Raw genomic sequence first — 22878 nt, 5'->3', positions numbered from 1 at the left:
TGTTTTTTGAATTTTGATTGATTTTTAAACTATAAATTGCGCTTTTCTTTATCTTATCTATTTTAAAATTTGATAATAAAAAAATATAAGTTTAGTAAGTTTATGCCAAATTAGGATAAAAATTATCTTTATGTGGATCAAGTAAATTCTATTCTGGGTCATCACTAAACTCATTATCTTTAAATACTATGAAAAACTCATACATATAAACCGCAAAAACAAGTGCGAGTAAAATTGAAGGCAAATATAGATAAAACAAATTTCCATAGATATACAAAAAGCTTCTTGAGATTGTTGCTAATAATATTAAAACAATTCCGATTTTACTTGAAATAAAAAAGTTTAAAATGACAAATCCACTATGTCTCATACCTGCTACATTAAAAACAAAATATATAAAGCCAATTAACCCAGAAATGGTAAGAATATGCAAAGAGGCTGGCTCATAAGGCAGATTAAATATATAAGATAGCCCAAGCCCTAAAAATCCTATAGCCATAAAAAGTTCTAAAATATAGTAAAATAAAATATAGTGATTTTTGATTAAAATAATATAGTGAAGCTCTTTTAGTTTAGCTAAAATTGCACTAGAACTAGCTAAAAGCACAAAGCCAAGAACTATTTTGCTCTGTATAAAAAAACTTCCAATTATAAACAAAAATATACTAAAAACTGCTATATTTTTATAAACGCCATTTGGTATAAAAACATTTTCATTCTCTTTTTGAAGTTTTAAAGCCTCTCTTCCTATAGCTAAACTAACTCTAAAAGATACTAGCATTATTAAAGCACAATTTAAAAAAACCTGAGAATTTAGGTATATTGATTCATCAGTAAAAGCATATAAAAATGACAAAACTACAAAACATAAAAGTGAAAAAAGAATGCTAAATTGGTTATCATTTCTATCTAACCAAACTATATATGTAGAAAATATCAACATATAAAACCATATAAAAGATACGGTAAAATTTACTATAGTTAAATTTATAAAAGAGAATAAAAATGCAACTATCAAAAGAGCAAAACAAGCAATTACATGTTGTTTTAAGTTATCGTGATACTGTGTCCAATCAGGAATAGCAGTGAATAAAAACCCCAAATATGCGCTAGGAACCATAAGTTGCAAGAAAAATACCTTATGCAATGTAACAAAGTCAAAATTTGTAAAAAATATTAAACTAGCAGGTATAACAAAAATAGATGAGAGCAGAAAAAAGATTCTCATTGGATGAGTAAAAAAATCATTAATCATAATAAATAACCCCTTTAAAATTAATATCTACAGCTTTTTGTATAAAAGCAATATCTCTTTTTGATGGCAGGGTATCAAAAGTTACTTTATTTTTAACCACAGCTTGTTTTTTGCTTAAAAACAGCACTTCATCAGACATCATAACTGCCTCAAATCTATCATGAGTTACCAAGATGCAAGCTATACTTTTTTCTTCAAGTTTTTTTGCTAGTAAATTTACTAGTATATTTCTTAAATCCATATCAAGACCAACAAATGGTTCATCTAAAAGAATTAGATCAGCACCACTTAAATAAGCTCTCATAAATGAGACTCTTTTTGCCATTCCTCCACTTAATTCATATGGATATTTATATGCATCTTTTTTTTCTAAACCTACTAAATTGAAGTGCTCTAATACTAAATTTTCATCAGGCTTATTCATACACAAAAGCACATTATCAAGTGCTGTTAAATTATCTAAGAGCCTATTTTCTTGAAATAGATATGATATTTTTTTAAATTTATTGACAACTATTCCTTTTTTTGGTATTTCTAATTTGCTTATAATTCTTAAAATAGTTGTTTTTCCGCATCCAGATGGTCCAAATAAAGTTTTAGTTTCTCCATAATTTAAAACTAAAGAGAAGTCTTTTACAATTTTTTCTTTCAAAATTTCAAATTCTACATTTTTAAGTTCTAACACTATCTTCTCCAAGGCATAAGTAAAATTTCAAGCGGTTTTATAACTAGGTATTCAAAAAGTGAGATGAAAACTATGATTAAAAGTGTGTATCCTAAAACTATATCCATCTCAAGCATACTTCTTGCATCAGCTATTTTAGAGCCTACACCACTTGTTGAGCTTAGCAACTCTACCATAATGACAATCTTTACCCCCATACCAAAAGCTATACTAATGGAGCTTATGATATATGGAATGATATGTGGTATGTATAGATGCTTTATCTTTTTAAATATGCTTAAATTATATATATCAAAAACCTCTTTTAAGCTCTCATCAACAGTTGCCATAGCTATCATTGAAGAGGCAAAAGTTAGTGGAATTACCGTTACAATTATCGTAAAAATAGTACTTGCATTTCCAAATCCAAACCAAAATAGAGCTAAAACTACCCAAATAATTGGGGGCATAGCAAGTAAAAAAGTGGATATTGGCTTTAAAAGCAAACTCATAGTTTTAAAATAACCAGCAATTAGTCCTGCCATTATGCCACCAATGCAAGCAATTCCAATCCCAATTATAGTTCTTTGAAGAGTTATATTAATCTCACTATTGCTATAGTTTTTTAAAATTTCAAAAGCCTTTTTTGCAGACTCAATAGGCGATGGCAGTATGAAACTTCCAAAATATTCATGTCCTATTTGCCAAATAGCTACCATTAAAAAAATAACACTTAGGGTGGCAAAACCACCCCAAAGATAGTCAAATATTTTTATAACAATATTACGATGTCTTGGTACTCCATCAGTTATTATCATAGAAAAAATCCTTTATCTGGCATTTTCCCACCCAAAATTTTAGGATTAAACTCAAACATAATTTCAAAAAATTCCATTATCTCATCTCTAATATCGCTAGCTTTTTTTACACATAAATTTGCATGTTCAAAAGAGTTAGCAATTATGATTTTATTTGCAGGTAGATATGCACTTGCAATCTCTGCTGCGCTTTGTTTGTTGCCATTTAACCAAATTAGAGCATTTTTTAAGTCTTCGTGAAATACTTCAAATTCTTTAATATGATTATTATAATAATCCACATCAACTATCATACCAGCTTGAGGTATTGAATTTGCTGTATTAAAGCTCTTTCCCCACTCTTTATGTATAGCAATGCTTCTATGAATTGAAACACCTAATTTTTTACCTTTAAAAATAGCAGCAGTTCCCATAGGTTCAGGTAAAATTGATGCCACATAATCTTTTGATTGTAAAAGCATAAGCATACTTTCTGGTGGCGTAGTTGTGTAGGTTATATCTATTTTTGAGACATCAACTCCTTGTTTTTTGCAAAGTGCGTGAAATATAAGATCTGGCATATCATTTTTAAAGGGCATTATCATCTTTTTACCTTCTAAATCGCCAAGTTCTTTTATATTTTTATCTTTTGTTATTATATTTTGAATACTTTCAGTTAATATATTTAGCATTGCGACATTTTGATTTTGGTTTTTCAAATTTACACCAACATTTGATGGACTCATCATAACTTTAAAAGTTTTGCTTGCCACTCCTGCTCTAAGTTGATCAGGTGTTTTCCAAATTTTAAGCTCTGTATTCATACTCTTTGAAAGTTTGCCTTGCAACGACGCTATTGCTATTATCGCACTAGGAACTGCTGGTGCACCGTATATTGTAAAGTTCTCTTTTGCAAATAAATTTGGTGCAAATGCACTTATACCAAAAGCACTTCCTAAACTTAAAAATTCTCTTCTTTTCATTTTTTTCTCCTTGTTAAAATTTCTTATGAAAACTTAAATAAAATGTTCTTCCTGGTGCATTAACTAAATTTGGTGATAGGGCTTGAACATGATTGCCACTGATAAACTCAGCATATTTTTTATCAAAAATATTATTTACACCAACTCTAATTCCAAAATCATCTTTTAAATTTATACCACCATAAATATCAAGTGTTGTAAATGATTTTGCAGCTTCTTCCAAATCAATCCCCAATCCTTTTGTTTTATCAAAATCACCTCTATTTTGTTTAGCAACATATCTTAGAGCTGCTCCAAGGTTGTAGCTTCCAAAGGTTGCATAATCTTTATAGTCTAAGTTTAAATTTGCCTCAAATGGTCTTATTTGATATAAAGCTCTATTATCTGTATCATTTTCTCCATAGTTGTATTGAAGGTCAATTTTTGCACCAAAATTTTTTAAAAAATTTATATTCAAATATGAATTAATAGAGTAAATTTTAACATCTACATTTCTTGTTATTAGTGAATTATCACTAACCATAATGCCTTTTTGTCCTCTTGCTCTATCATATATGATTAAATCCTCTACATCACTAAGTTTAATACTTCCTCCAAAATTTAACCCCAAACCAGTAAATGAGTTTAAATAGCCTTTATAATTTTCATTTTTTATATCAAAGCTAAATTTTATAAAATTATGTTTTTCTGCTTTTAAATTTGGGTTTGATACAACACCACCCACAAGCGATGAAAATCTTTCAGGATTTATAGGAAGTCTTGCTACTCTTGCAATCTCTATACTATATTTTTGCAAATCATTTGGAGTGTATTCATACTGAAGTTTTGCATTAAACAAATTTGTTTTTTTACTTCCGTCAAAATTTATATCATAATATTTTTTCCAAAGCATTTTAGCGTTAGGAAAATATGACATCATCATAGGATTTGGAATTCTTTCATTGAATTTTTTAACTTTAGCATTATTATAAATATATTCTAATCCTAAAGAAATTTTATTAAGTTCATTAAAGTTGTAACTTAGAGTATTAAATAGACTATAAGTATCTTGGTCAACATTTGCAAACCTGTAAGCATTAAAAATATCTTTTAAAGGTGTTTTTTTATATCTTTTGCCTTCGTGTTTATCTTTCTCATAACTTAAATTAAAAGAGTTATGAAAATTTTTAAAATCTATGTCATATGAAGCGGAAATATTATATAAATTTCTCTTTAAATCTAAAAATACCATCTTGTTTGGATTATAATTTCTTATTTCAAAATTATTTGCAGTTCTATCTAAATTTATATATTTAAAGTTTAAATTCAAAGTATTACTCAAATCCTCTTTTCCAATTCTAGTGTCAACTTTTACAACAATTCTATCAGTATTAACTGGATCCATTTTATGTTCTGGCTGTTTATCATCATCTATATCATCGTGTAAAACTGTAAGTCTTGCCTCTAAATTTTCATTTGGAACAAAACCTAAAATCAAAGATTGATTAAACCTTTCATATCCAAAATTTACCTTATTACCATTGCCATCTTTATACTTATTTGCTTTTGTGTGATTTAAATTTAGTATTGTGTAGTAATTACTATCTCTATATTTAAACAAAACAGAGTTATAAAAACTTTTTCCATAAATACCAGATGTTATATGAAATTTATCCATACTATTATCAATATTATCTGTGACAAAATAGTAATTTTGTCTATTAGCTAAATCAAACTGATTTTCAAAAAAATAACTCTGTGCGATATTTGGAGTTATAAGATTTGGCGGATTAAAACTTTTAAGCGGTTCAATTTGCGAGCTTATAGCTAAATTTTGTGCTAAAAGAATATTTGCAAAGATGCAAATAACTAAATATTGTTTATGCATAAAGACTCCTATTATTGTAATGATTTTTGATATCATTACAATAATATCAAAAAACCTGTTAGGAGCTATTGATATATGTCAAGTAATTAATTATCTTAAGATATTTTTTTACTAACTGGAGCAGAGTCTGTAAGCAAATCATGTAAATTTAATCTATCTTTTCTAAAAAAACATAAACATATCCCTATAACAGAAGTTGCAGATATTAAAAATAAAAGATATCTAATAAAGGCTTTTATAAAATTTATTTTTTTACCTGTTTTTAAATCAATAATATAAAGTTCATAAGCCCTATATCCTGGTGTTTGTGCTGATTTGGTATGAAAGATAGATGTTATAATGCCATAAATAAGCCATATTATCATAATTGCAAATTGGTTATTTTGAAAATCCTCTTTGCCATCTAATACTAAATATGCTGTGATGTATAACATTGGCATAGCTATTAAAAATATATCTAGTAAAAATGCTTTAACTCTTGAAGAAATGGTTGAAATTTTAGCTTTTTGTTTTGCCATGATTCAAAATTAGGTAGTTTTTTGCTACCTAATTTATTAAACTTTTAGAAGCTCAACTTCTTTTTGTTTTAATGCTTCTTCAACTTTTTCAATGTAATCATCTGTTATCTTTTGAACTTCGTCTCTAGCTCTTTTGATATCATCTTCTGAATACTCTTTTTCAAGTTTTTTCACATCATCATTAGCATCTTTTCTTATATTTCTTATACTAACTTTTGCTTTCTCGCCCATTGCTTTTGATTTTTTAACATTGTCTTCTCTTTGTTCAATGGTCATTGGTGGAAAAAACAACTTCACAGTTTCGCCATCATTATTTGGATTAACACCAATATTTGCAGCAGATATTGCACTCTCTACAGTCTTTAGCATACTTTTTTCCCAAGGTGTAACTGTTATAGTAGTAGCATCAGTTACTAAAACTGTGGCAACTTGGTTTAATGGTGTTTGATTTCCATAGTAATTTACAAAGATATTGTCAAGTATTCTAACATTTACTTTACCAGTTCTTAGAGTTGTAAAATCTCTTCTTAAAGCTTCTAGTGCTTTTTCGGAATTTTCTTTTTGAGTCTTGTATATTTCGTTTAACATGTTTTTACCTTTTATCTATTTTGTATTTGGTACACTCGGAATGCTTGGTATATTGCTTGCTGGAATTTCTATATTTTTAGTATCTACACTATCAAGAACAGATTTAGATGAACTTTTTTGATAGCTATATCCAAGAGCTAGAGTATTAAGAATAAACACAATTCCAATAACTGCTGTAAATTTAGCCAAAAATCCAGAAGCACCTTTTGCGCCAAATAGGCTTTCGTTACTTCCACTATACGCGCCAAGACCTATTGAAGAGCTTTTTTGTAAAAGTACTGCTATTACTAAAATTACAGTTAAAACAAATTGTAAAGTCAAAAAAATTGTAGTCAAATTTATATCCTTTTTATTTTCCTATCATTAAGTGGTCAATTATACATAAATTAAGATAAATTTTAGTTAAATTTGTTTTTCAACATCGTATAGTTCATATCTAGCATCTTTAAAAATCTCTGAAATTTTTGCATCAGATAGTTTAAAACACTCTTCTAGAACTCTTGCACTTTCTTGAGCTCTTTTTAAATTTGCTGTTATAATTGAGTCTAAATTTTCTCTTTTTAGCTCTATTTCTAAAGTAGGTTTTAAAACATCGTGATTTGAATCTCTAAATTTAATAGCCTCTTTTTGAATCTCTAAATTCCCAAGATGTCTTAATTTTTTTAGTCTTAAAGAGAGCTCTTTGTTGTCAAAAACATATCTTTGTATGTCCTCAACAACCCTTAAGCCCTCTTTATATCTATTTAAATTCGCGTCAATTACGCGGTAAATTCTAGTCTCTATTTAAAAAACCTAAAATATTTAAAAGTGAAATAAATAGGTTTAGTATATTTAAATACATTCCAACAGCTGCCATTATAGGTGAGTCATATCTACCTCTAATTATATTTTGAGTGTCAAATAAAATATAAGCTGAGAATAAAATAGCAGTTATTCCTGAGATAACTAGTGACCCCATAGGGCTTTTAAATAAAAAAACATTTAAAAGACTAACTATAATTACACCAATTAATGCGTAAAATAGCGGTTTTGCCCACGATGAAAAGTCGGTTTTAGTGTTCATCGCATAAAGTGTTAAACCACCAAAAGCAACGGCTGTGGTTACGAATGCCTGAGTTACAACATGTGCTGCACCCATACCTATATACATATTTAAAATAGGTCCTAAAGTAAGTCCTGTTATAAATGTAAATGCAAAAAGAAGGGTTAAAGCAACACTATTTTTGCCCTTTCTAACTGCAAATTGCATACCAAATAAAAGACCAAGTTCTACAATTAAAAATAGAATTGGGCTATAAAATGTTAAAAATTGCATACCTGTATAAGCACCTGCAACAGCTGCTATAAGAGATGCTGTGATTAATTTGTAAGTATCTTTTATAAAAGTACTTAGTGCACCTTGTGTTATTCCTTGTTCTAATTCGTATGAATTCTCTTTTGAGGCATACTCTCTGTCGTATAAGCTCATATAAAACTCCTTATTTTTTATGGAATTTTAGCTAAAAAATAGTAAATGAAGTATTAAAATAAGCTTAGTTAGTAATAAATAAAAAATTATTTAATCAGTTGCATTTAGTCGCTGTTTTATTTTATTTTGATATAATTCCTTATATAATAATAGGTTATATTTAAATTTGAAGGATTTTTTTGAACAATGCTATAGAGGGTGCTTTAAAATTTATGGAAGAAGATTTTAAAGCAAACAAAAAACTCTTTGAAGAGCTTGCGGATAGACAATCTCCACATACTCTTTTTATAGGGTGTTCAGACTCAAGAGTTGTGCCTAGTCTTATAACAAATACAGATCCAGGGGAACTTTTTGTTATAAGAAATATAGCAAATATTGTCCCAAGCTATAGAATTAGTAGTGAGGTTATAGCAACAACTTCAGCAATTGAGTATGCTTTAAGCTCTTTAAATATAAAAAATATTATTATATGCGGACATAGCAATTGTGGTGGTTGTGCTGCTTTATATTATGATAATAGTAAATTTGAAAATATGCCAAATGTTAAATTATGGCTTGATTTAATAAAGCCTATTAAAGACAAGGTAGAAACTCTAGGTATTAAGGAATTTTCTAAAAAGGCTTGGCTCACAGAAAGGCTTAATATTTTGAATTCGATTAAAAATATTGAGACATATCCAGGGGTTAAAAGCGCTATAGAAAAAGGTGATATCAGAGTTCACGGATGGCATTATATTATAGAAACAGGTTTGCTTTTTAGTTATGATAAAACTAATGGGCATTTTAAATTACTTGATAAAGAGGTAGATTATGAAAAAATATATAACGAAATTTTTACTGATTATTAGCATTATTACTTTTGCTAATGCAGAAGATAATGTTAGTAAAAAAGTAGATTTAAATAAAACATCAAAAGAGGTTGTTTTAGACTCTAATGCAACAAATTTAGATTCCAATGAAACAAAAGTTGATGAAAATAAGACAAAAAGTATACTCAGCTTAGACAACATCATAAAAAGCAAAGAAGAAAAAACAGTTGCAGATGAAAATAAAAGTGCTAAAAAAGAGGAAATTTTAGAAATTTTATCTAAAGACACTGACATTAATATCTCAGATACAAACAATGAACTAGTTAGTGTTATTTTAAAAAAAGTTACCGAAGATAAACCAAGCGGTACTGTTAATGGCAAAACTTTAAGTCAGGTTGTTGAAGAGATAAAAATAGTAAATTTAAAACTAAAAGCCCTAAAAAGCACTGTTGATTCAAACTCCTCAAAAGATATAACAGAAAACAACTCTTTAAAAAAAGAAAAAGAAACTTTACTAGAGAGCATACCAACAGCAGTATCTCAACAAACTTTAGATAAAGATAATTTGTTAGAGTATTTAAAACATAGAAAAGAGCTTAGAAAAACACTTGACAGACTTAAAAATAGAACAGGGACTTTTGAGTATGCACAGGCAAATTTACAAAATATCAATGTTGAGATAACTAATATTTTTTATACAACCATGCTAATACTAGAAAAGAAATTCAATGATGGTGAAAGAGAATCTAACATTAAAAAGCTACTTGAAGACGCTTTGATTGAAATTCAACTTAAAAAAATATCTAATCTTAAAGAGGATATAGAGAAATTTAATAACAAACAAAAAGATGCTTTAGAAGAAGACTATAAAGTGTTGGTAAATAACCAAGAGGTATATGAAGATATAATATCTTTTTTGATAAAAAATACTAATTTAATATCTGGAAATAAACTTTTTACTAGCTTAAATTTAAGGGATATAATCAATTATATAAACGATGTCTCACCTTTTAAATCCTCAGCTATAAATCTTGGAAAGATTATACCCATTACATTAATAATGATTTTATTATTCTCTGTTAGGAGATTTTTAGCAAATATAATAGTTTTTATAGTTTCAATATTTTATAAGAATGAAGAAAATCACGAAGAGATAAAAAGCCATGTCGTAGGAGCTATAAAAAGGCCTTTAGGCGTGCTTTTAATAGCTTTTGGAATCGACATATGTTCTAGTATATTTTACTACCCATCACCTGTTCCACTTAACTTCGTCAAGACTATAGGTATAATTTATGTGGTTTTATATGCGTGGTTAATTTTGAGTATTATAGATGGTTATGGCGCTATTATAATAGGTAAAATTGCTAAAAAAAGTGAAAGAAAAGAGGTCTTAAACCTGCTAGTAAAGATAATTTATATAATAATTATCTTAATAGCTATCTTGCTTATTTTGTCTAAACTTGGAGTGGATGTTTCTGCTATTGTCGCTTCACTTGGGATAGGAGGTTTGGCAGTTGCTTTTGCTACTAAAGATATTATCGCTAACTTCTTTGCTTCAATATTGCTTTTGTTTGATAATTCATTATCACAAGGTGATTGGGTTGTTGTTGGTGATGTTGAAGGGACTGTGGTTGAAACAGGACTTAGAAAGACAACCATTAGGACATTTGATAATGCCTTGGTTTCTGTTCCAAACTCAAAAATTATAGATAGTAGTATTAAAAACTGGAACAGAAGAAGGATTGGTAGACGAATAAGAATGACCTTAACTGTTGAGTATAGTGCAACCCCTAGGCAGTTAAAAAAATGTATAGATGATATTAGAGAGATGCTTTTAAATCATCCTGGAATCGCAAATCCATCTGGGCTTGGTAGAAAAAAAGATCAAAGACTTGCCTATAGGCAAAATATGGTTTCAATTGACGATCTAGCCGGATATAAAAATACTCTATTTGTTGTTCTTGATGAGTTTTCAAGTTCTTCTATAGATATAATGATTTATTGTTTTACTAAAAGTATAGTCTGGGGAGAATATCTAGATGTAAAACAAGATGTTATGCTTAAAATCATGGATATCATGAAAGATAATAATGTAGGTTTTGCATTCCCATCTAGAAAATTATATGTAGAAAAAAAAGATTCCGAAGAAGAAGCCATTAAAGACTTAGTAGAATAAAAGTAAAATAAAAATGCAAATTATAAATAATACAAAAAGTATCTTATTTATAATTTGCTTACTCTAATGATATATAATTATTATAAATTTTATTACAAAGGATTTTAAATGTTTAAATTAAGAGATTTGCCATTTGACGCTAAAAATAATGCAATAGTTAGCGAAAAAACCTGTGATTATCATCACGGAAAACACCATAATGCATATGTTGCAAATTTAAATAATTTAGTAGCAGGAACTGAGTTTGAAAAATCTGGACTATATGATATTATAATGAACGCAAAAGGTGGTATTTTTAACAATGCTGCACAAGTTTACAACCATGATTTTTACTGGGACTCAATAGCTAAAAAAAGTGAAGCAAGTAAAGAGTTAAAAGAGGCTTTAGAAAAAGAATTTACTAATTTTAAAGATGAGTTTATTAAAGCATCTGCTACACTATTTGGTTCTGGCTGGTGTTGGTTAACCTATGACCCTGAAACAAAAAAACTTGAAATTATTCAAACTAGTAATGCAGACACTCCTGTAACTCAAAACAAAGTTCCACTTTTAGTTGTTGATGTTTGGGAACATGCTTACTATCTAGACAGTCAAAATGCAAGACCAGCTTATTTAGAAAAATTTTATGAAAATATAAATTGGGAATTTGTTTCTGAAGCTTATGAGTGGGCAAAAAAAGAGGGAATGAACTCAGTTAAGTTTTATATTGATGAAGTTCATCCTGAAGTTAAAAAAGGTAGTTGCGGTTGTGGTTGCTAAAATTTTGAAGCACTTTTGTGCTTCAAAATTCACACAATACTCCTTTAAAATCTCTACTAACTAACCTTTTTATTTTAAATTTTTTTATATTTTCTAACTTAAAAATTAAATTTAACATCATATTAACAACTATTAGTATTACCATCACAAAATAACAATATTTTTTGAAACAACACAAGAGAAATACTTTTTTAATTAATTAAAAAGAGAAAATATTTATATAGTAATAATTAAGATATTAATCTGCTTTTAATGCACATATTATTATAATAACCATTATTATTTTTAAAGGAAAAAAATGAAAAAAATAATTTTAACCCTGTGTTTCTTGTTGAGCTTTGTGTTTTCTGCGACACTCAGTGAAATCCAAACTAGTGGTGTATTAAAAGTTGGCGTAAGGGACGGCAAACCACCTTTTACAAATATTAGTGATGGTAAATATGAAGGTTTTGAAATAGAGCTTGCAAATGCTATAGCAAAAGCTATATTTAATGAAAAAAGAAGCGGGGGGGGGGACGTTAAATTCGTAACCTTACAAACAAGCAATCGTATAGAAGCTCTTGAAAAAGGCGATGTTGATATAGTTATTACAACTTTAACAATAACAGATGAAAGAGCAAAAAGGATAGATTTCTCTATGCCATACTTCTCGGTAAATTTGGGAGTTTTAACTAGAAAAAATGATAATATACAAAGACTATCAGATTTTAACACAGGAAAGAAACTTTTAGTTGAAGATGGTTCTGTGGGGCAAAAATATTTTACTCAAAAAGGTTTTAACACTGTTTTGTGTAGAAGTTCAAATGAGTGTTATAAAATGCTTAAAAACAATGAAGGCGACGGTTTTGCTACAGATAATTTAATAGTTTTAAGCTATCCAATATTAGACAGAAGTGTAGAAGTAAATATAAAAAATGTTGGAGATACTGATTTTTTAGGAATAGGTGTTCAAAAGGGAAATAAAGAGCTTTTAGACATAATAAATCAAACATTGATTGACTTAAGCAAACATCAATTTTTCAAAGATGCTTTTGATAATGAAATAAATCCATTTTATAAAGGAACAGCTGAAAAAAAATATTTCTTACTTGATGATATTTATAGAATTTTTGGATAAAATTCAAGATAGGCATAAACTAGTAAAAAGTAATCAATTTTTATAGTTAAGGACTATCTTTTAATAGTATTTTTTATGGTGATAAAAACAGAAGTTTTATAAGTGATTTATCTAGTATTTGAAAATGTAATAAAACGTGTAGCAATTATTAGTCTAGGCTTTTTAATTGCTATTTTTTGATAGCCTTTTTAATATGCTTTTCATTTCTTTTTATTAAAAGATTATATTCATATATTCCTTTGTTTTCCAAAAGTTCGATAAATTTAGTAAAATCATCTTTATCAAATAAAACTTCATTTATATGAGTTCCAAATCTATATTTTTTATATATTAAAATAGTATAATCACCCGCAAAAGATCTAAAAAAGTCATACTTTTTCAAATAACTATAGTAAATTTTTTTAGAAAAAAGTATTCTTTGTATTATAAAATATTTTTCATAGCACTGAATCAGTCTTATATCAAACATACCAAAATACCAATAAAAAATAGAAATTATAAGAAAAACTCCAATAATATTTTTTAAAATAGTATCAGCCATAATAAACCATGATGGTATAAAAATTAAAGTAGCAAATATCCAGAATATAAAAGATATATGGTATATAAAATTAAAAAGTGATTTTTTCCTTTTTAAGGTTAGTATTGGCTCATTTTCATCTTTTTTCATCTTAAAATAACACTTTAATTTTCTATAAATAAATATGTTAAAGGTTGTAAATTTTTTTAATATTATCTAGTTTTGAACTTAAATTTAGTATTAGCATATCAGCAACTACTAGTCTTGCCATTGCAGTTGCAACAACACTTCCTCTAACAGCAACGCAAGGATCATGCCTTCCTTTTAATTCGCAAATTTTTTCATTTCCAAAAATATCAATAGTTTTTTCTTTTAAAAATATAGAAGGAGTTGGTTTAAAATGAGTTTTTATAATCACATCTTGACCGCTTGTTAAACCACCTAATACTCCACCAGAATTATTAGATAAAAAACCATTTTTATTTATAAAATCATTATTTTGACTTCCTTTTTTTTCACTTGCAAAAACTCCACTTCCAATTTCAACAGCCTTTACAGCATTTATACCCATCATAGCTTCACTAATCTTTGCATCAAATTTTTCATAAAGAACTTCCCCAAGCCCAATTGGAAGATTTTTTATGATAGTTCCAACACTTCCACCAATGCTATCGTGGGATTTTTTTGCTTTTAAAATTTCATTTTTAAACTCATTTTCTAAATTTGGATAAAGTGAAAAAATTTCAGAATTTTCTACAAATTTAAAATCTAATTTATTAAAATCATCTTCTAAATTTGTATTATGATTAACTTTACCAACACTATAAATACCACTACAAATTTCAATGCTTAACTCGTTTAAAAGTAGTTGTGCTATCGCTCCACCAGCCACTCTTATAGCACTTTCTCTTGCACTACTTCTTCCACCACCTCTATAATCTCTAATTCCAAATTTATGAAAATAGGTAAAATCAGCATGCCCTGGACGAAAAATATTTTTAACATTTTCATAATCTTTTGATTTTTGATTTTCATTATATATTATTAGACCAATTGGCATTCCTGTGCTAAGACCTTCAAAAACGCCACTTAAAATTTCAATCTTATCACTCTCTTTTCTTGATGTTGCAAATTTACCACCAGGTTTTCTTTTATTTAGCTCTTTTTGTATAAAGTCTAAATCTATTTTTAGTCCAGCAGGCACTCCATCAAGTACACCGCCTATGGCATTTCCATGGCTTTCTCCAAATGTTGTTAGTCTAAATTTAGTTCCAAATGTATTCATATATTTTCTTTTTCAATTTTTTCAATGGCTTTTTTTGCTGCTTTTTGTTCAGCATCTTTTTTACTTTTTCCTAATGATTCTCCATATTTTTTATCATTTAAAAACACACCCATAACAAATTTTTTCTCATGGTCAGGACCCTGAGAGCTTATAAGTTTATACATAGGCGTTGCACCAAATTTGGCTTGAGTTATTTCTTGAAGTGTTGTTTTATAGTCTTTTAATAGTGATTTTGAATCAATCTCATCATAGTTTTTTTCAAGTAATCTAATAGCTATATTTTTGCAAATTTCAAGTCCTCCCTCAATGTAGATAGCACCCATAATAGCCTCAAAAGCATCTGATAAAATTGAGTTTTTATGTCTTCCGTTGTTTTGCTCTTCAGCATTTGATAAAAAGATAAAATTACCTAAATTTAGATTTTTTGCAAGGTTTGAAAAGCTTGTTTCATTAACAAGTGCGGCTCTTAGTTTTGAAAGTTCGCCCTCATTTGTATCTTTAAATTTTTGACAAAGATACTCAGCCACTATCAAATCCATAACAGCATCTCCTAAAAACTCAAGTCTTTCATTGTTTTTAGGTGTTTTGGAGCTTTTATGAGTTAATGCTAATTTTAGTAAATTTTTATCTTTAAATTTATAACCTAAGTTTTTTTCTAAAATATTTAAATTCATCTAGTTAAAACCTTTTGCAAATTTATTGCCTCATTTCTTGCCATTTTATCGCACTCTTCATTTTGCGGATGTCCCGCATGTCCTTTTATCCATATAGCTTTTATCTTGTGTTTTTTTGATGTAACTATATACTCTTTCCAAAGCGGAATATTTTTAACATTTTTAAAATCTTTTTTAATCCAGTTAGTAAGCCATAAATTTATAGCATTAGCAACATAGCTACTATCAGTGTATATTGTTACTTCACATGGTTCTTTTAAGGCTTTTAAACCATTAATTACAGCTAATAATTCCATTTGATTGTTCGTAGTATTTTCTTGTGCACCACTTTGTTTTTTTTCTTTACCTTTGTAGTCTAAAATATATGCCCAACCACCAATTCCCGGATTTCCCAAACAAGAGCCATCACTAAAAAGGCATATTGATTTCATCATCTTTCCTTATTAGTTTTGGTACTATTTTAGCACTTTGTAAAGAGTAGCAAATAGGACACCTATAAAAAAATGACGGTAGATTATTCCTACATTCACTACAAATATATTTAAAATTTAAATTAGCATCAAAAAAACCACTTTTTCTCATAGCCGAAATTGCTTCTATCTCAAAAAAACTACTTTTTTCGTACTCATTTATTAAATTTTTAGCAAAAAATAGTGCTTTATACTCTTTATCTTTTGCATTTACGCACTCATCTAAATGCCATATTATATCTATACACTCTTTTAAAGGAGGAAATTTTTTTAGTTTGGATAGTGGCTCGTTGTTTTTAATAAAAAGTTCTATAATAAATCTTGATACAAAGTTAAAATGACTTGAGAATTTCATAATCTCTTTAATTTTTTTATCAAAACTAAGTGAGTTGTCATTTGCAATCATTTGTGCTTTGACAAATGCAGTGCTTTCATCTGTATTTAGCCCTTGCTCTTTTAGTGCATCTAAAACCTCAAGCTCTTTATCATACAACTTTAATTTTTCATAAATTACATTTAGAAATTTTAAAGCATCAATATTTCTAGCTCCTAAACTTAAAGCTTGTAAAAATATATCTTCTGATTTTTGCAAGAATCCAGCTTTAAAAAAAACCTTTCCTAGCTCAGTTAAAAAATACTCTTTTTCTTTTTTATCATTTGTTTTATTTAAAGCTATTGTATAGATATTTATAGCCTTTTCAAAATCCCCACTATTTTTAAATGTTGTTGCTAGTATTCCAAGTGTTTTTGGTTCTATATCTATACTTTCTAATAGTTCAATATGTTCTTTTGAAAGACCATTTATGGTATTAAATTTTTTAATAAATTTTTCTATGGTTTCATTTTTATCTTTTAGGCTAAAAACGCCCCAAATATAGCTAAATATAGCTACAATTAAAGCCGCACTTATTAGAATTATTAGCCCAAATATAGGATCTCTATAGTCTATAAAAAAATTTTCCAAATTTTACCTTGTTTTAATTTAGCTCGATTATAACAAAGTTTTTGTATAATTTTGCTTATGATAAGCCAAGATAGTATTAATAAACTTTTAGAACAAGTTGATATAGTTGATGTTGTTAGTAACTACATACCACTAAAACGAAGCGGTAGTAATTTTGTAGGAGTTTGTCCTTTTCATGATGACAGAAACCCAAGTATGAGCGTAAGCTCAAAGCTTGGAATTTTTCACTGTTTTTCATGCAAAGCAGGGGGAAATGCTATTAAATTCATAATGGATTATGAAAATTTAAATTACCCAGAAGCTATTGAAAAACTTGCAAATATCTCAAATTTCACTTTAGAATATACATCTTCAAAAAGAGATTTTAAAGAGGATAAAAAGGTTTTGGAGAAAGTGGGAGCTTTTTATAAAAGTTTATTGTATAAAAATCAAAATGCTTTAAACTACCTTTATAGTCGTGGTTTTGATGATGAACTTATAAAATGTTTTGATATAGGCTATGCTCCTATATCTCAAAATACAATTAATCTTTTAGAAAATGAAAAAATTGAGCCAAATGAAGCACTTGATGTTGGTATTATAAAGCAGGGCGAGAATGGATTTTATGCCAGTTTTATAGAAAGAATCACATTTGCTATAAAAAATCACACAGGAAAGCTTGTAGGTTTTGGCGGAAGAACTATCACAAATCACCCCGCAAAGTATGTAAATAGCCCAGAGTCAAGAGTTTTTAATAAGTCAAAAATTTTATACGCATATGACATTGCAAAAAGTAGCATTTATAATAAAAAAGAGATTATTATAACAGAGGGTTATATGGATACTATAATGCTACATAAAGCGGGCTACACAAATGCTGTTGCAGTTTTAGGAACAGCACTTACAGAACAACATTTACCGCTTTTAAGAAGAAGTGACGCAAAGATAGTTTTATGCTTTGATGGAGATAGTGCAGGAATTAGTGCTGCTATAAAAAGTTCAAAGCTTTTAAGCATAAATGAACTTGATGCAAGTGTTGTAATAATCCCAGAGGGTGCTGATCCAGCTGATTTGGTTCAAAGTGGAAATTTAAAAAGGTTAGAAAATATAATTGAAAATAGAATTGAAGCAGGGGAGTTTTTGATTAGAGATATAGCTTCTAAATATGATCTCTCTCGCCCTATTCAAAAACAAAAAGCACTTGAGGAAATTCAACAATTTACTTTTTCTTTAAAACCCATAATAGCTGATTCATACATGACTTTAGTAGCACAGGTGCTAAATATAGATATAGCTAGATTTGGACTATCAAGAAATCAAAGAAAAGAAAATATTAAAATAGAAATAGAAAAAAATCAAATCATTTCATCATCAAAAGATTATTTAGAACTTAGCATTTTAAAAACTCTTTTAGTTGATAATAGGTTTTATAAATCAGGGTATGATATGTGTAATGAGGAGATGTTTGCTAGACATTTTGATATATTTAGGCTAATTAAATTAAAAAAATATGATGATGAGCAGATAAGAGAGCTTCTTATAGATGAGGATATAGAGGTTATAAATAGCCAATCGCAGTTTTTTAAAGGAATTGGTATTTTAAAAGAAAAATACTATAAAATATTATTAGAAGATATAAAACATAGTAACGATCCACAAAAGATGGAAAAAATTATGAAAATTCAAAATGCACTTAGAAAATTAAGAGGAGTAAAATGAAAGCACTGGCACTTTTTAGCGGAGGGCTTGATAGTATGCTTGCTATCAAGATAATGACAATGCAAAATATAGAAATAATAGCATTGCATATAAATATAGGTTTTGGCTCAAAAGATGATAGAAGTGAAATTTTAAAAAAAAGAGCAAATTTAGCAGGAGCCCAACTTAAAATAGTAGATGTGAAAAATAGATATTTACAAGATGTTTTACTAAATCCAAAATATGGTTATGGAAAACACTTTAATCCCTGTATAGATTGCCATGCTTATATGTTTAAAACAGCATTAAATATGCTTGAAAATGAGGGTGCAAGTTTTATCATAACAGGAGAAGTTTTAGGGCAAAGACCTATGAGTCAAAGAAGAGAGGCGCTTGATAGCGTTAGAAATCTTTCAGGCGATGAAAACTCGCTTATTTTAAGACCACTTTGTGCAAAACTTTTAAAACCAACTACACCGGAGATAAATGGCTGGGTTGATAGAGAAAAACTTTTAGATATAAGTGGAAGAGGTCGCTCAAGACAGCTTGAAATGGCAAAGGAGTTCAAATTTGATGAGTTTGAAAGTCCGGGTGGTGGGTGCTTACTTACTATGCAAAATTTCAGTAATAAGCTAAAAGATGCTTTAAATTTCGAAGGGTTAGATAGCTTTGTAGATAGTGAAATTTTAAAATTTGGAAGACATTTAAGACTTGAAAATGGTGCAAAAATGATAATAGGTAAAGATGAAATTGATAACTTAAGACTTAAAAATATTCAAAATGATAAATTCACTGAGATAATTTTGCCAGATGGAATAGTTGGGGCATACTCTTTGATAAGTAAAAATGCAAATTTAGATGATAAAAAAGTTGCTGTAAAATTTGCTTTAACTTATGCTAAAACAGATATTTTAAAAGAGTATGAAGTTGGCATTGGAGATGAGAAATTTGTAGCTACTGCATTTAGTGATAAAAAAGAGGCTAGTAGGTATTTTGTTGGTTAGTTGAAAATTTAGTATTCATAAGGGCAGATTTATGAAAAAAGTTTTAATTTTCATTTTATTTGTTTTTGGCGTGTTATTTGCTGATGAGCTTGATTTGGGAATTTTTTACGATCAAAATGCTACGCATAAACAAATAGATGAAAAATTAGATGAAATTTTAGAGTTTATGGGTAAAAATCCACAAATGATAGACGAGGAATTCCAAGATGATAGAGTTGTTTTTCATTTTATAGTAAATTTAAACGCTTACCATACTCATAAATTTGACTTTGATAGAATTGAAAAAATACTGAAATTTAACCCTGATTTAAATTATGATATTTTTAAGTTAAGCTTTAAAACTACACTTTTAGACGTTGCAATAAGTATAAATACAGAAAAAGAGATTTTTTATGAAGATGAGATTATAAAATTAGCAGAAATTTTGGTTAAAAATGGCTATGATATAGGTAGAAATAACCTTTTAAACCCTGCTTATACAGTGAATAGCTTTAAGGTTTTTTCCTATCTTTTAGAAAATAAAGCTAAAAATACGGATAATCTTATGTTGGCTATTGTGTTTGATTTAGGGCAATTTATAAATAAAAATGGGTTTAACATAAATAGTAAAAAACCGCCTCAAAAAGATATGAGGGAATTTGTAAAAAGTGAAAAATTTTTGGAATTTTATAGCCAAAAAGAACTTTTTTTAAAAGAACTTTTTAAGTATATGAGATTTAAAGATTTAAGTGATAAAGATAAAGAATTTTTTATCAAATTTAATACATACTTAGATAATGACAAAGCTATAAAACTATTACTTGAAAATGGCATAGAAGATGATAAGAATTCTTATAAAACATTAAAAAATTATGCTAACGAATTTCAGAGCAAAAGCATTTTAGAACTATTAACACATTAATTTTATTCTATTGCTTCTTAGTTTGGCAATAGGTATTTTAAATATAAAATAAATTTAATATGACAAAGAAATTAAGAAATATATAATTGCAATATGACTTTAAGAGAGTTTTTTAATGGCTGAGGTTATTATGATAACTGCACCTAAAATGGAAAGAGTTGCCCCTAAAATATCGTATTTTGTAATACTTTGTTTTTCTATGAAAAATAACCATAAAAGTGAAGAAAATATATAAATTCCACCATATGCCGCATAAGCTCTTCCTGCAAATTCACTATCAACCCTTGTTAAAATGTAGGCAAAAGTTACAAGTGAAACTACGCCAAGAGTTAAAAAAAGTGGGCTTTTGCCATCTTTTATAACTATCCAAAATGAGTAACATCCAAGAATTTCAAAAAATGCAGCGATGATATAATAAAAAATTTCTATAAACACATTTAACCTTTAAAAATAATAACAATTATAATCAATTATCTTAAATTTAAGCTTTTTTATTTAATTTAAAAATAAGCATAAATTGGATATAATTCATTTTCTTTTTTAGTGTCAAGGTAGCTCAGCTGGTTAGAGCGCTGGTCTCATAAGCCGGAGGTCGGGAGTTCAAGTCTCCCTCTTGACACCACTAGCACTCAAGCCAAAAATAAATTAAAATATAAATTAATTTCCACCCAAAAATGTAATCATAAAATTTACAAAAGGTAAAGATACAAAACTAAAAATAACCCCCATTGCTACAGCAGAAACTGCAAGTTGTGTATCTAAATTTGCTTTCATTATCATAGCGCTGGCTAAAACCATAGGAGGCATTGCACATTGTAAAATACCAACACTCCAACTAATATCACCAAAATTTACTTTAAATATCAAAGCTATTGTTATAAAAAGCAAAGGAGCTACTATCATTTTGCAAAGAAGGACTATTATAGTGGATTTATAAGAGCTTTTAACACTTCTGAAATTTAATCCTAAACCTATAGCAAACAAAGCAACAGGAACAACGCTTGCACTAAAAAGATTAAGTGAATCAAAAATAACATGAGGTATTTTTACATTTCTAAAAGCAAACCCAAATACCAGTGCTATAAATGGTGGAAATTTTAAAACCTCAATAGTATTTTTAATTAAAGACACCTTTACATCGGCCCCAAAAGAGAGGATAAAAGGTCCCAAGATCGATATAGGTATAGATGTCGCAAGCTGATCGTAAAAGATTATTTCATCAAGAGTTTCTTTACCAAAAAAACCTGTTATTATAGGCATACCTATAAAAAGAGTATTTCCAAATAGAGCTAAAAGTAGAGTACTTATTGTGGTCGCTTTGCTAAATTTTAAAAACCTACATATTAAAAATCCTAAACAAGCACCTATTATTGATGATGCAAAGCCTGTTAGTATGATGTTTAAAAGTGTTGTATGTATGTGAACGTGGTAAATTTTATCAAAAATTAAAGCAGGCAGAGCAAAGGTTAATGCGTAGCTTATAAATATAGTTGAGTGTTTTTGTTTAAATATTTTTATTTTTTTTGAAAAATACCCAGATGCAATTAATATAAATATAGACAATAATGATGTAAACATAAAAGTAACCTAAAATTTAAAAATTAAATTGGTGATTATATGCCAATTTAAATTAAATAAAAATAAATTTCCATTAATTTAATTTATCTAAAGATATATTTTTATTATATTATTAAATATATTTATGTGAATAAGTATTTTAAATCAATCTAGGTCAGAAATAAGACTTTAAAGAGACTAAAATAATTAAAATATAAATAAATATTAGTTAAAATGATATCCTAGTGGTTATTAAAACTAGATGAGTTGTAAAGGTTATTAAATGTCAGAGCAAATTTTTAATAAACTCAATACCCTCTTAAGTAGCGAGAATGCTAAATTTAGAGTGATTGAGCATGAGTCAGCAGGCACATCGCAAGAAGTTGCTAAAGTTAGGGGAACTATGTTAGGGCAAGGCGCCAAAGCACTTGTTTGTGTTATAAAAGGTGTAGATGATCCAAGCTTAGATACCAAAAATAAAAGTAATCTTCCTAAAAAGAAAAAACTAAGAGTTTTAGCAGTTCTTCCAGCTGATATGCAAGCAAATTTAGCCTCTTTAGCATTGGAGCTTGGGGGGGTAAAGGCGTCTTTGGCAAGTCCTGCTGAGGTTAGTGAGCTAACTGATTGCGTTTTTGGCTCCATTCCTCCATTTAGTTTTAATGAAAAGCTGCTTTTGGTAGCTGATAGTAATTTGCTAAAAAGATATGATGAAATAGCCTTTAATGCAGGTTTGCTTGATAAATCTATAGTTTTAAATACAAAAGATTATGCGAGGATTGCTAAACCTAAATTGATTAATTTTGCTACAAGATAGAGTTTTAAATT

25 protein-coding genes and 1 tRNA gene are annotated in these 22878 nt (G+C 28.2%); 9 read left to right on the top strand and 17 right to left on the bottom strand.

Annotation, left to right across the window (positions count from 1 at the left end; genetic code table 11):
• Positions 1-148: 148 nt before the first annotated feature.
• The 10 genes from CBLAS_RS09285 to CBLAS_RS09240 form a co-directional block, all read right to left on the bottom strand.
• Positions 149-1255 carry an NnrS family protein gene (locus CBLAS_RS09285; RefSeq protein ID WP_106869513.1) on the bottom strand — a complete coding sequence of 369 codons (1107 nt, stop codon included), beginning with the start codon at positions 1253-1255 and terminating at the stop codon, positions 149-151.
• Positions 1248-1940 (bottom strand): ATP-binding cassette domain-containing protein, encoded by a 693-nt coding sequence (locus CBLAS_RS09280; protein ID WP_172658221.1) that lies wholly within the window; start codon positions 1938-1940, stop codon positions 1248-1250. The genes CBLAS_RS09285 and CBLAS_RS09280 overlap by 8 nt, the downstream gene beginning before the upstream one ends.
• The gene (locus CBLAS_RS09275; protein ID WP_106869515.1) at positions 1940-2737 is read right to left on the bottom strand and encodes an ABC transporter permease; all 798 of its coding nucleotides are present in this window, start codon (positions 2735-2737) and stop codon (positions 1940-1942) included. The genes CBLAS_RS09280 and CBLAS_RS09275 overlap by 1 nt, the downstream gene beginning before the upstream one ends.
• Positions 2734-3699 carry an ABC transporter substrate-binding protein gene (locus CBLAS_RS09270; RefSeq protein WP_106869517.1) on the bottom strand — a complete coding sequence of 322 codons (966 nt, stop codon included), beginning with the start codon at positions 3697-3699 and terminating at the stop codon, positions 2734-2736. The genes CBLAS_RS09275 and CBLAS_RS09270 overlap by 4 nt, the downstream gene beginning before the upstream one ends.
• A 13-nt stretch (positions 3700-3712) precedes the next feature.
• A complete protein-coding gene (locus CBLAS_RS09265; protein ID WP_106869519.1) occupies positions 3713-5566 on the bottom strand; it encodes a TonB-dependent receptor in 1854 nt (617 codons plus the stop codon).
• A 95-nt stretch (positions 5567-5661) separates the two neighbouring features.
• On the bottom strand, positions 5662-6084 hold the full coding sequence (locus tag CBLAS_RS09260; protein WP_106869521.1) for an RDD family protein: 423 nt from the start codon (positions 6082-6084) through the stop codon (positions 5662-5664).
• 36 nt (positions 6085-6120) lie between these two features.
• Positions 6121-6672 (bottom strand): ribosome recycling factor, encoded by a 552-nt coding sequence (gene frr / locus CBLAS_RS09255; protein WP_106869523.1) that lies wholly within the window; start codon positions 6670-6672, stop codon positions 6121-6123.
• 15 nt (positions 6673-6687) lie between these two features.
• Complete coding sequence (gene secG / locus CBLAS_RS09250) at positions 6688-7008, bottom strand: preprotein translocase subunit SecG (protein ID WP_106869525.1); 321 nt, start codon at positions 7006-7008, stop codon at positions 6688-6690.
• 66 nt (positions 7009-7074) lie between these two features.
• Positions 7075-7455: a thiamine-phosphate pyrophosphorylase gene (locus tag CBLAS_RS09245; protein WP_106869983.1), complete on the bottom strand. Its 381-nt coding sequence runs from the start codon at positions 7453-7455 to the stop codon at positions 7075-7077.
• Positions 7445-8140 carry a Bax inhibitor-1/YccA family protein gene (locus CBLAS_RS09240; RefSeq protein WP_106869527.1) on the bottom strand — a complete coding sequence of 232 codons (696 nt, stop codon included), beginning with the start codon at positions 8138-8140 and terminating at the stop codon, positions 7445-7447. Before CBLAS_RS09240 ends, CBLAS_RS09245 begins: the two co-directional genes overlap by 11 nt.
• A 179-nt stretch (positions 8141-8319) precedes the next feature.
• On the opposite strand from CBLAS_RS09240, the gene CBLAS_RS09235 reads away from it, so the two are divergent.
• The 4 genes from CBLAS_RS09235 to CBLAS_RS09220 all read left to right on the top strand — a co-directional run bounded on the left by CBLAS_RS09235 (position 8320) and on the right by CBLAS_RS09220 (position 13001).
• A complete protein-coding gene (locus CBLAS_RS09235; protein WP_106869530.1) occupies positions 8320-8988 on the top strand; it encodes a carbonic anhydrase in 669 nt (222 codons plus the stop codon).
• Positions 8951-11125 carry a mechanosensitive ion channel family protein gene (locus tag CBLAS_RS09230; protein WP_106869532.1) on the top strand — a complete coding sequence of 725 codons (2175 nt, stop codon included), beginning with the start codon at positions 8951-8953 and terminating at the stop codon, positions 11123-11125. Before CBLAS_RS09235 ends, CBLAS_RS09230 begins: the two co-directional genes overlap by 38 nt.
• Positions 11126-11233: 108 nt before the next feature.
• The gene (locus tag CBLAS_RS09225; RefSeq protein WP_106869534.1) at positions 11234-11884 is read left to right on the top strand and encodes a superoxide dismutase; all 651 of its coding nucleotides are present in this window, start codon (positions 11234-11236) and stop codon (positions 11882-11884) included.
• Between the two features lie 298 nt (positions 11885-12182).
• Positions 12183-13001 carry a transporter substrate-binding domain-containing protein gene (locus CBLAS_RS09220; protein ID WP_106905672.1) on the top strand — a complete coding sequence of 273 codons (819 nt, stop codon included), beginning with the start codon at positions 12183-12185 and terminating at the stop codon, positions 12999-13001.
• 169 nt (positions 13002-13170) lie between these two features.
• Here CBLAS_RS09220 and CBLAS_RS09215 read toward each other — a convergent pair whose 3' ends face one another.
• The 5 genes from CBLAS_RS09215 to CBLAS_RS09195 are packed head-to-tail and all read right to left on the bottom strand — an operon-like array spanning position 13171 to position 16914.
• Positions 13171-13671 carry a hypothetical protein gene (locus CBLAS_RS09215; RefSeq protein WP_106869538.1) on the bottom strand — a complete coding sequence of 167 codons (501 nt, stop codon included), beginning with the start codon at positions 13669-13671 and terminating at the stop codon, positions 13171-13173.
• Positions 13672-13708: 37 nt separating this feature from the next.
• On the bottom strand, positions 13709-14806 hold the full coding sequence (gene aroC, locus CBLAS_RS09210) for a chorismate synthase (protein WP_106869540.1): 1098 nt from the start codon (positions 14804-14806) through the stop codon (positions 13709-13711).
• Positions 14803-15480, bottom strand: a complete 678-nt coding sequence (rnc, locus tag CBLAS_RS09205) for a ribonuclease III (protein WP_106869542.1) — start codon at positions 15478-15480, stop codon at positions 14803-14805. Before rnc ends, aroC begins: the two co-directional genes overlap by 4 nt.
• Positions 15477-15911, bottom strand: a complete 435-nt coding sequence (rnhA, locus tag CBLAS_RS09200; RefSeq protein WP_106869543.1) for a ribonuclease HI — start codon at positions 15909-15911, stop codon at positions 15477-15479. Before rnhA ends, rnc begins: the two co-directional genes overlap by 4 nt.
• On the bottom strand, positions 15889-16914 hold the full coding sequence (locus tag CBLAS_RS09195; RefSeq protein ID WP_106869545.1) for a tetratricopeptide repeat protein: 1026 nt from the start codon (positions 16912-16914) through the stop codon (positions 15889-15891). The genes rnhA and CBLAS_RS09195 overlap by 23 nt, the downstream gene beginning before the upstream one ends.
• 57 nt (positions 16915-16971) lie before the next feature.
• On the opposite strand from CBLAS_RS09195, the gene dnaG reads away from it, so the two are divergent.
• Genes dnaG through CBLAS_RS09505 form a run of 3 tightly spaced genes read left to right on the top strand, consistent with a single transcriptional unit; the run spans position 16972 to position 20496 of the window.
• Complete coding sequence (dnaG, locus tag CBLAS_RS09190) at positions 16972-18612, top strand: DNA primase (RefSeq protein WP_106869985.1); 1641 nt, start codon at positions 16972-16974, stop codon at positions 18610-18612.
• Entirely contained in the window at positions 18609-19595 is a 987-nt protein-coding gene (locus CBLAS_RS09185) for an argininosuccinate synthase domain-containing protein (protein ID WP_106869547.1), read from the top strand. The genes dnaG and CBLAS_RS09185 overlap by 4 nt, the downstream gene beginning before the upstream one ends.
• A gap of 31 nt (positions 19596-19626) precedes the next feature.
• Positions 19627-20496: a hypothetical protein gene (locus tag CBLAS_RS09505; RefSeq protein WP_193852728.1), complete on the top strand. Its 870-nt coding sequence runs from the start codon at positions 19627-19629 to the stop codon at positions 20494-20496.
• Between the two features lie 99 nt (positions 20497-20595).
• Here the strand turns inward: CBLAS_RS09505 and CBLAS_RS09175 are convergent, their stop codons facing one another.
• Positions 20596-20931: a YnfA family protein gene (locus CBLAS_RS09175; RefSeq protein ID WP_106869549.1), complete on the bottom strand. Its 336-nt coding sequence runs from the start codon at positions 20929-20931 to the stop codon at positions 20596-20598.
• Positions 20932-21041: 110 nt separating this feature from the next.
• Here CBLAS_RS09175 and CBLAS_RS09170 point away from each other — a divergent pair.
• A tRNA-Met gene (locus CBLAS_RS09170) sits at positions 21042-21118 on the top strand.
• A gap of 35 nt (positions 21119-21153) precedes the next feature.
• Here the strand turns inward: CBLAS_RS09170 and CBLAS_RS09165 are convergent.
• Positions 21154-22074: an AEC family transporter gene (locus tag CBLAS_RS09165; protein ID WP_106869551.1), complete on the bottom strand. Its 921-nt coding sequence runs from the start codon at positions 22072-22074 to the stop codon at positions 21154-21156.
• Positions 22075-22336: 262 nt separating this feature from the next.
• On the opposite strand from CBLAS_RS09165, the gene CBLAS_RS09160 reads away from it, so the two are divergent.
• Positions 22337-22867: a YbaK/EbsC family protein gene (locus CBLAS_RS09160; RefSeq protein WP_106869553.1), complete on the top strand. Its 531-nt coding sequence runs from the start codon at positions 22337-22339 to the stop codon at positions 22865-22867.
• The last annotated feature ends 11 nt before the right edge of the window (positions 22868-22878 follow it).

This window comes from Campylobacter blaseri (assembly GCF_013201895.1).
GTDB lineage: Bacteria > Campylobacterota > Campylobacteria > Campylobacterales > Campylobacteraceae > Campylobacter_B > Campylobacter_B blaseri.
This window is presented reverse-complemented; position numbering and strand designations above follow the sequence as displayed.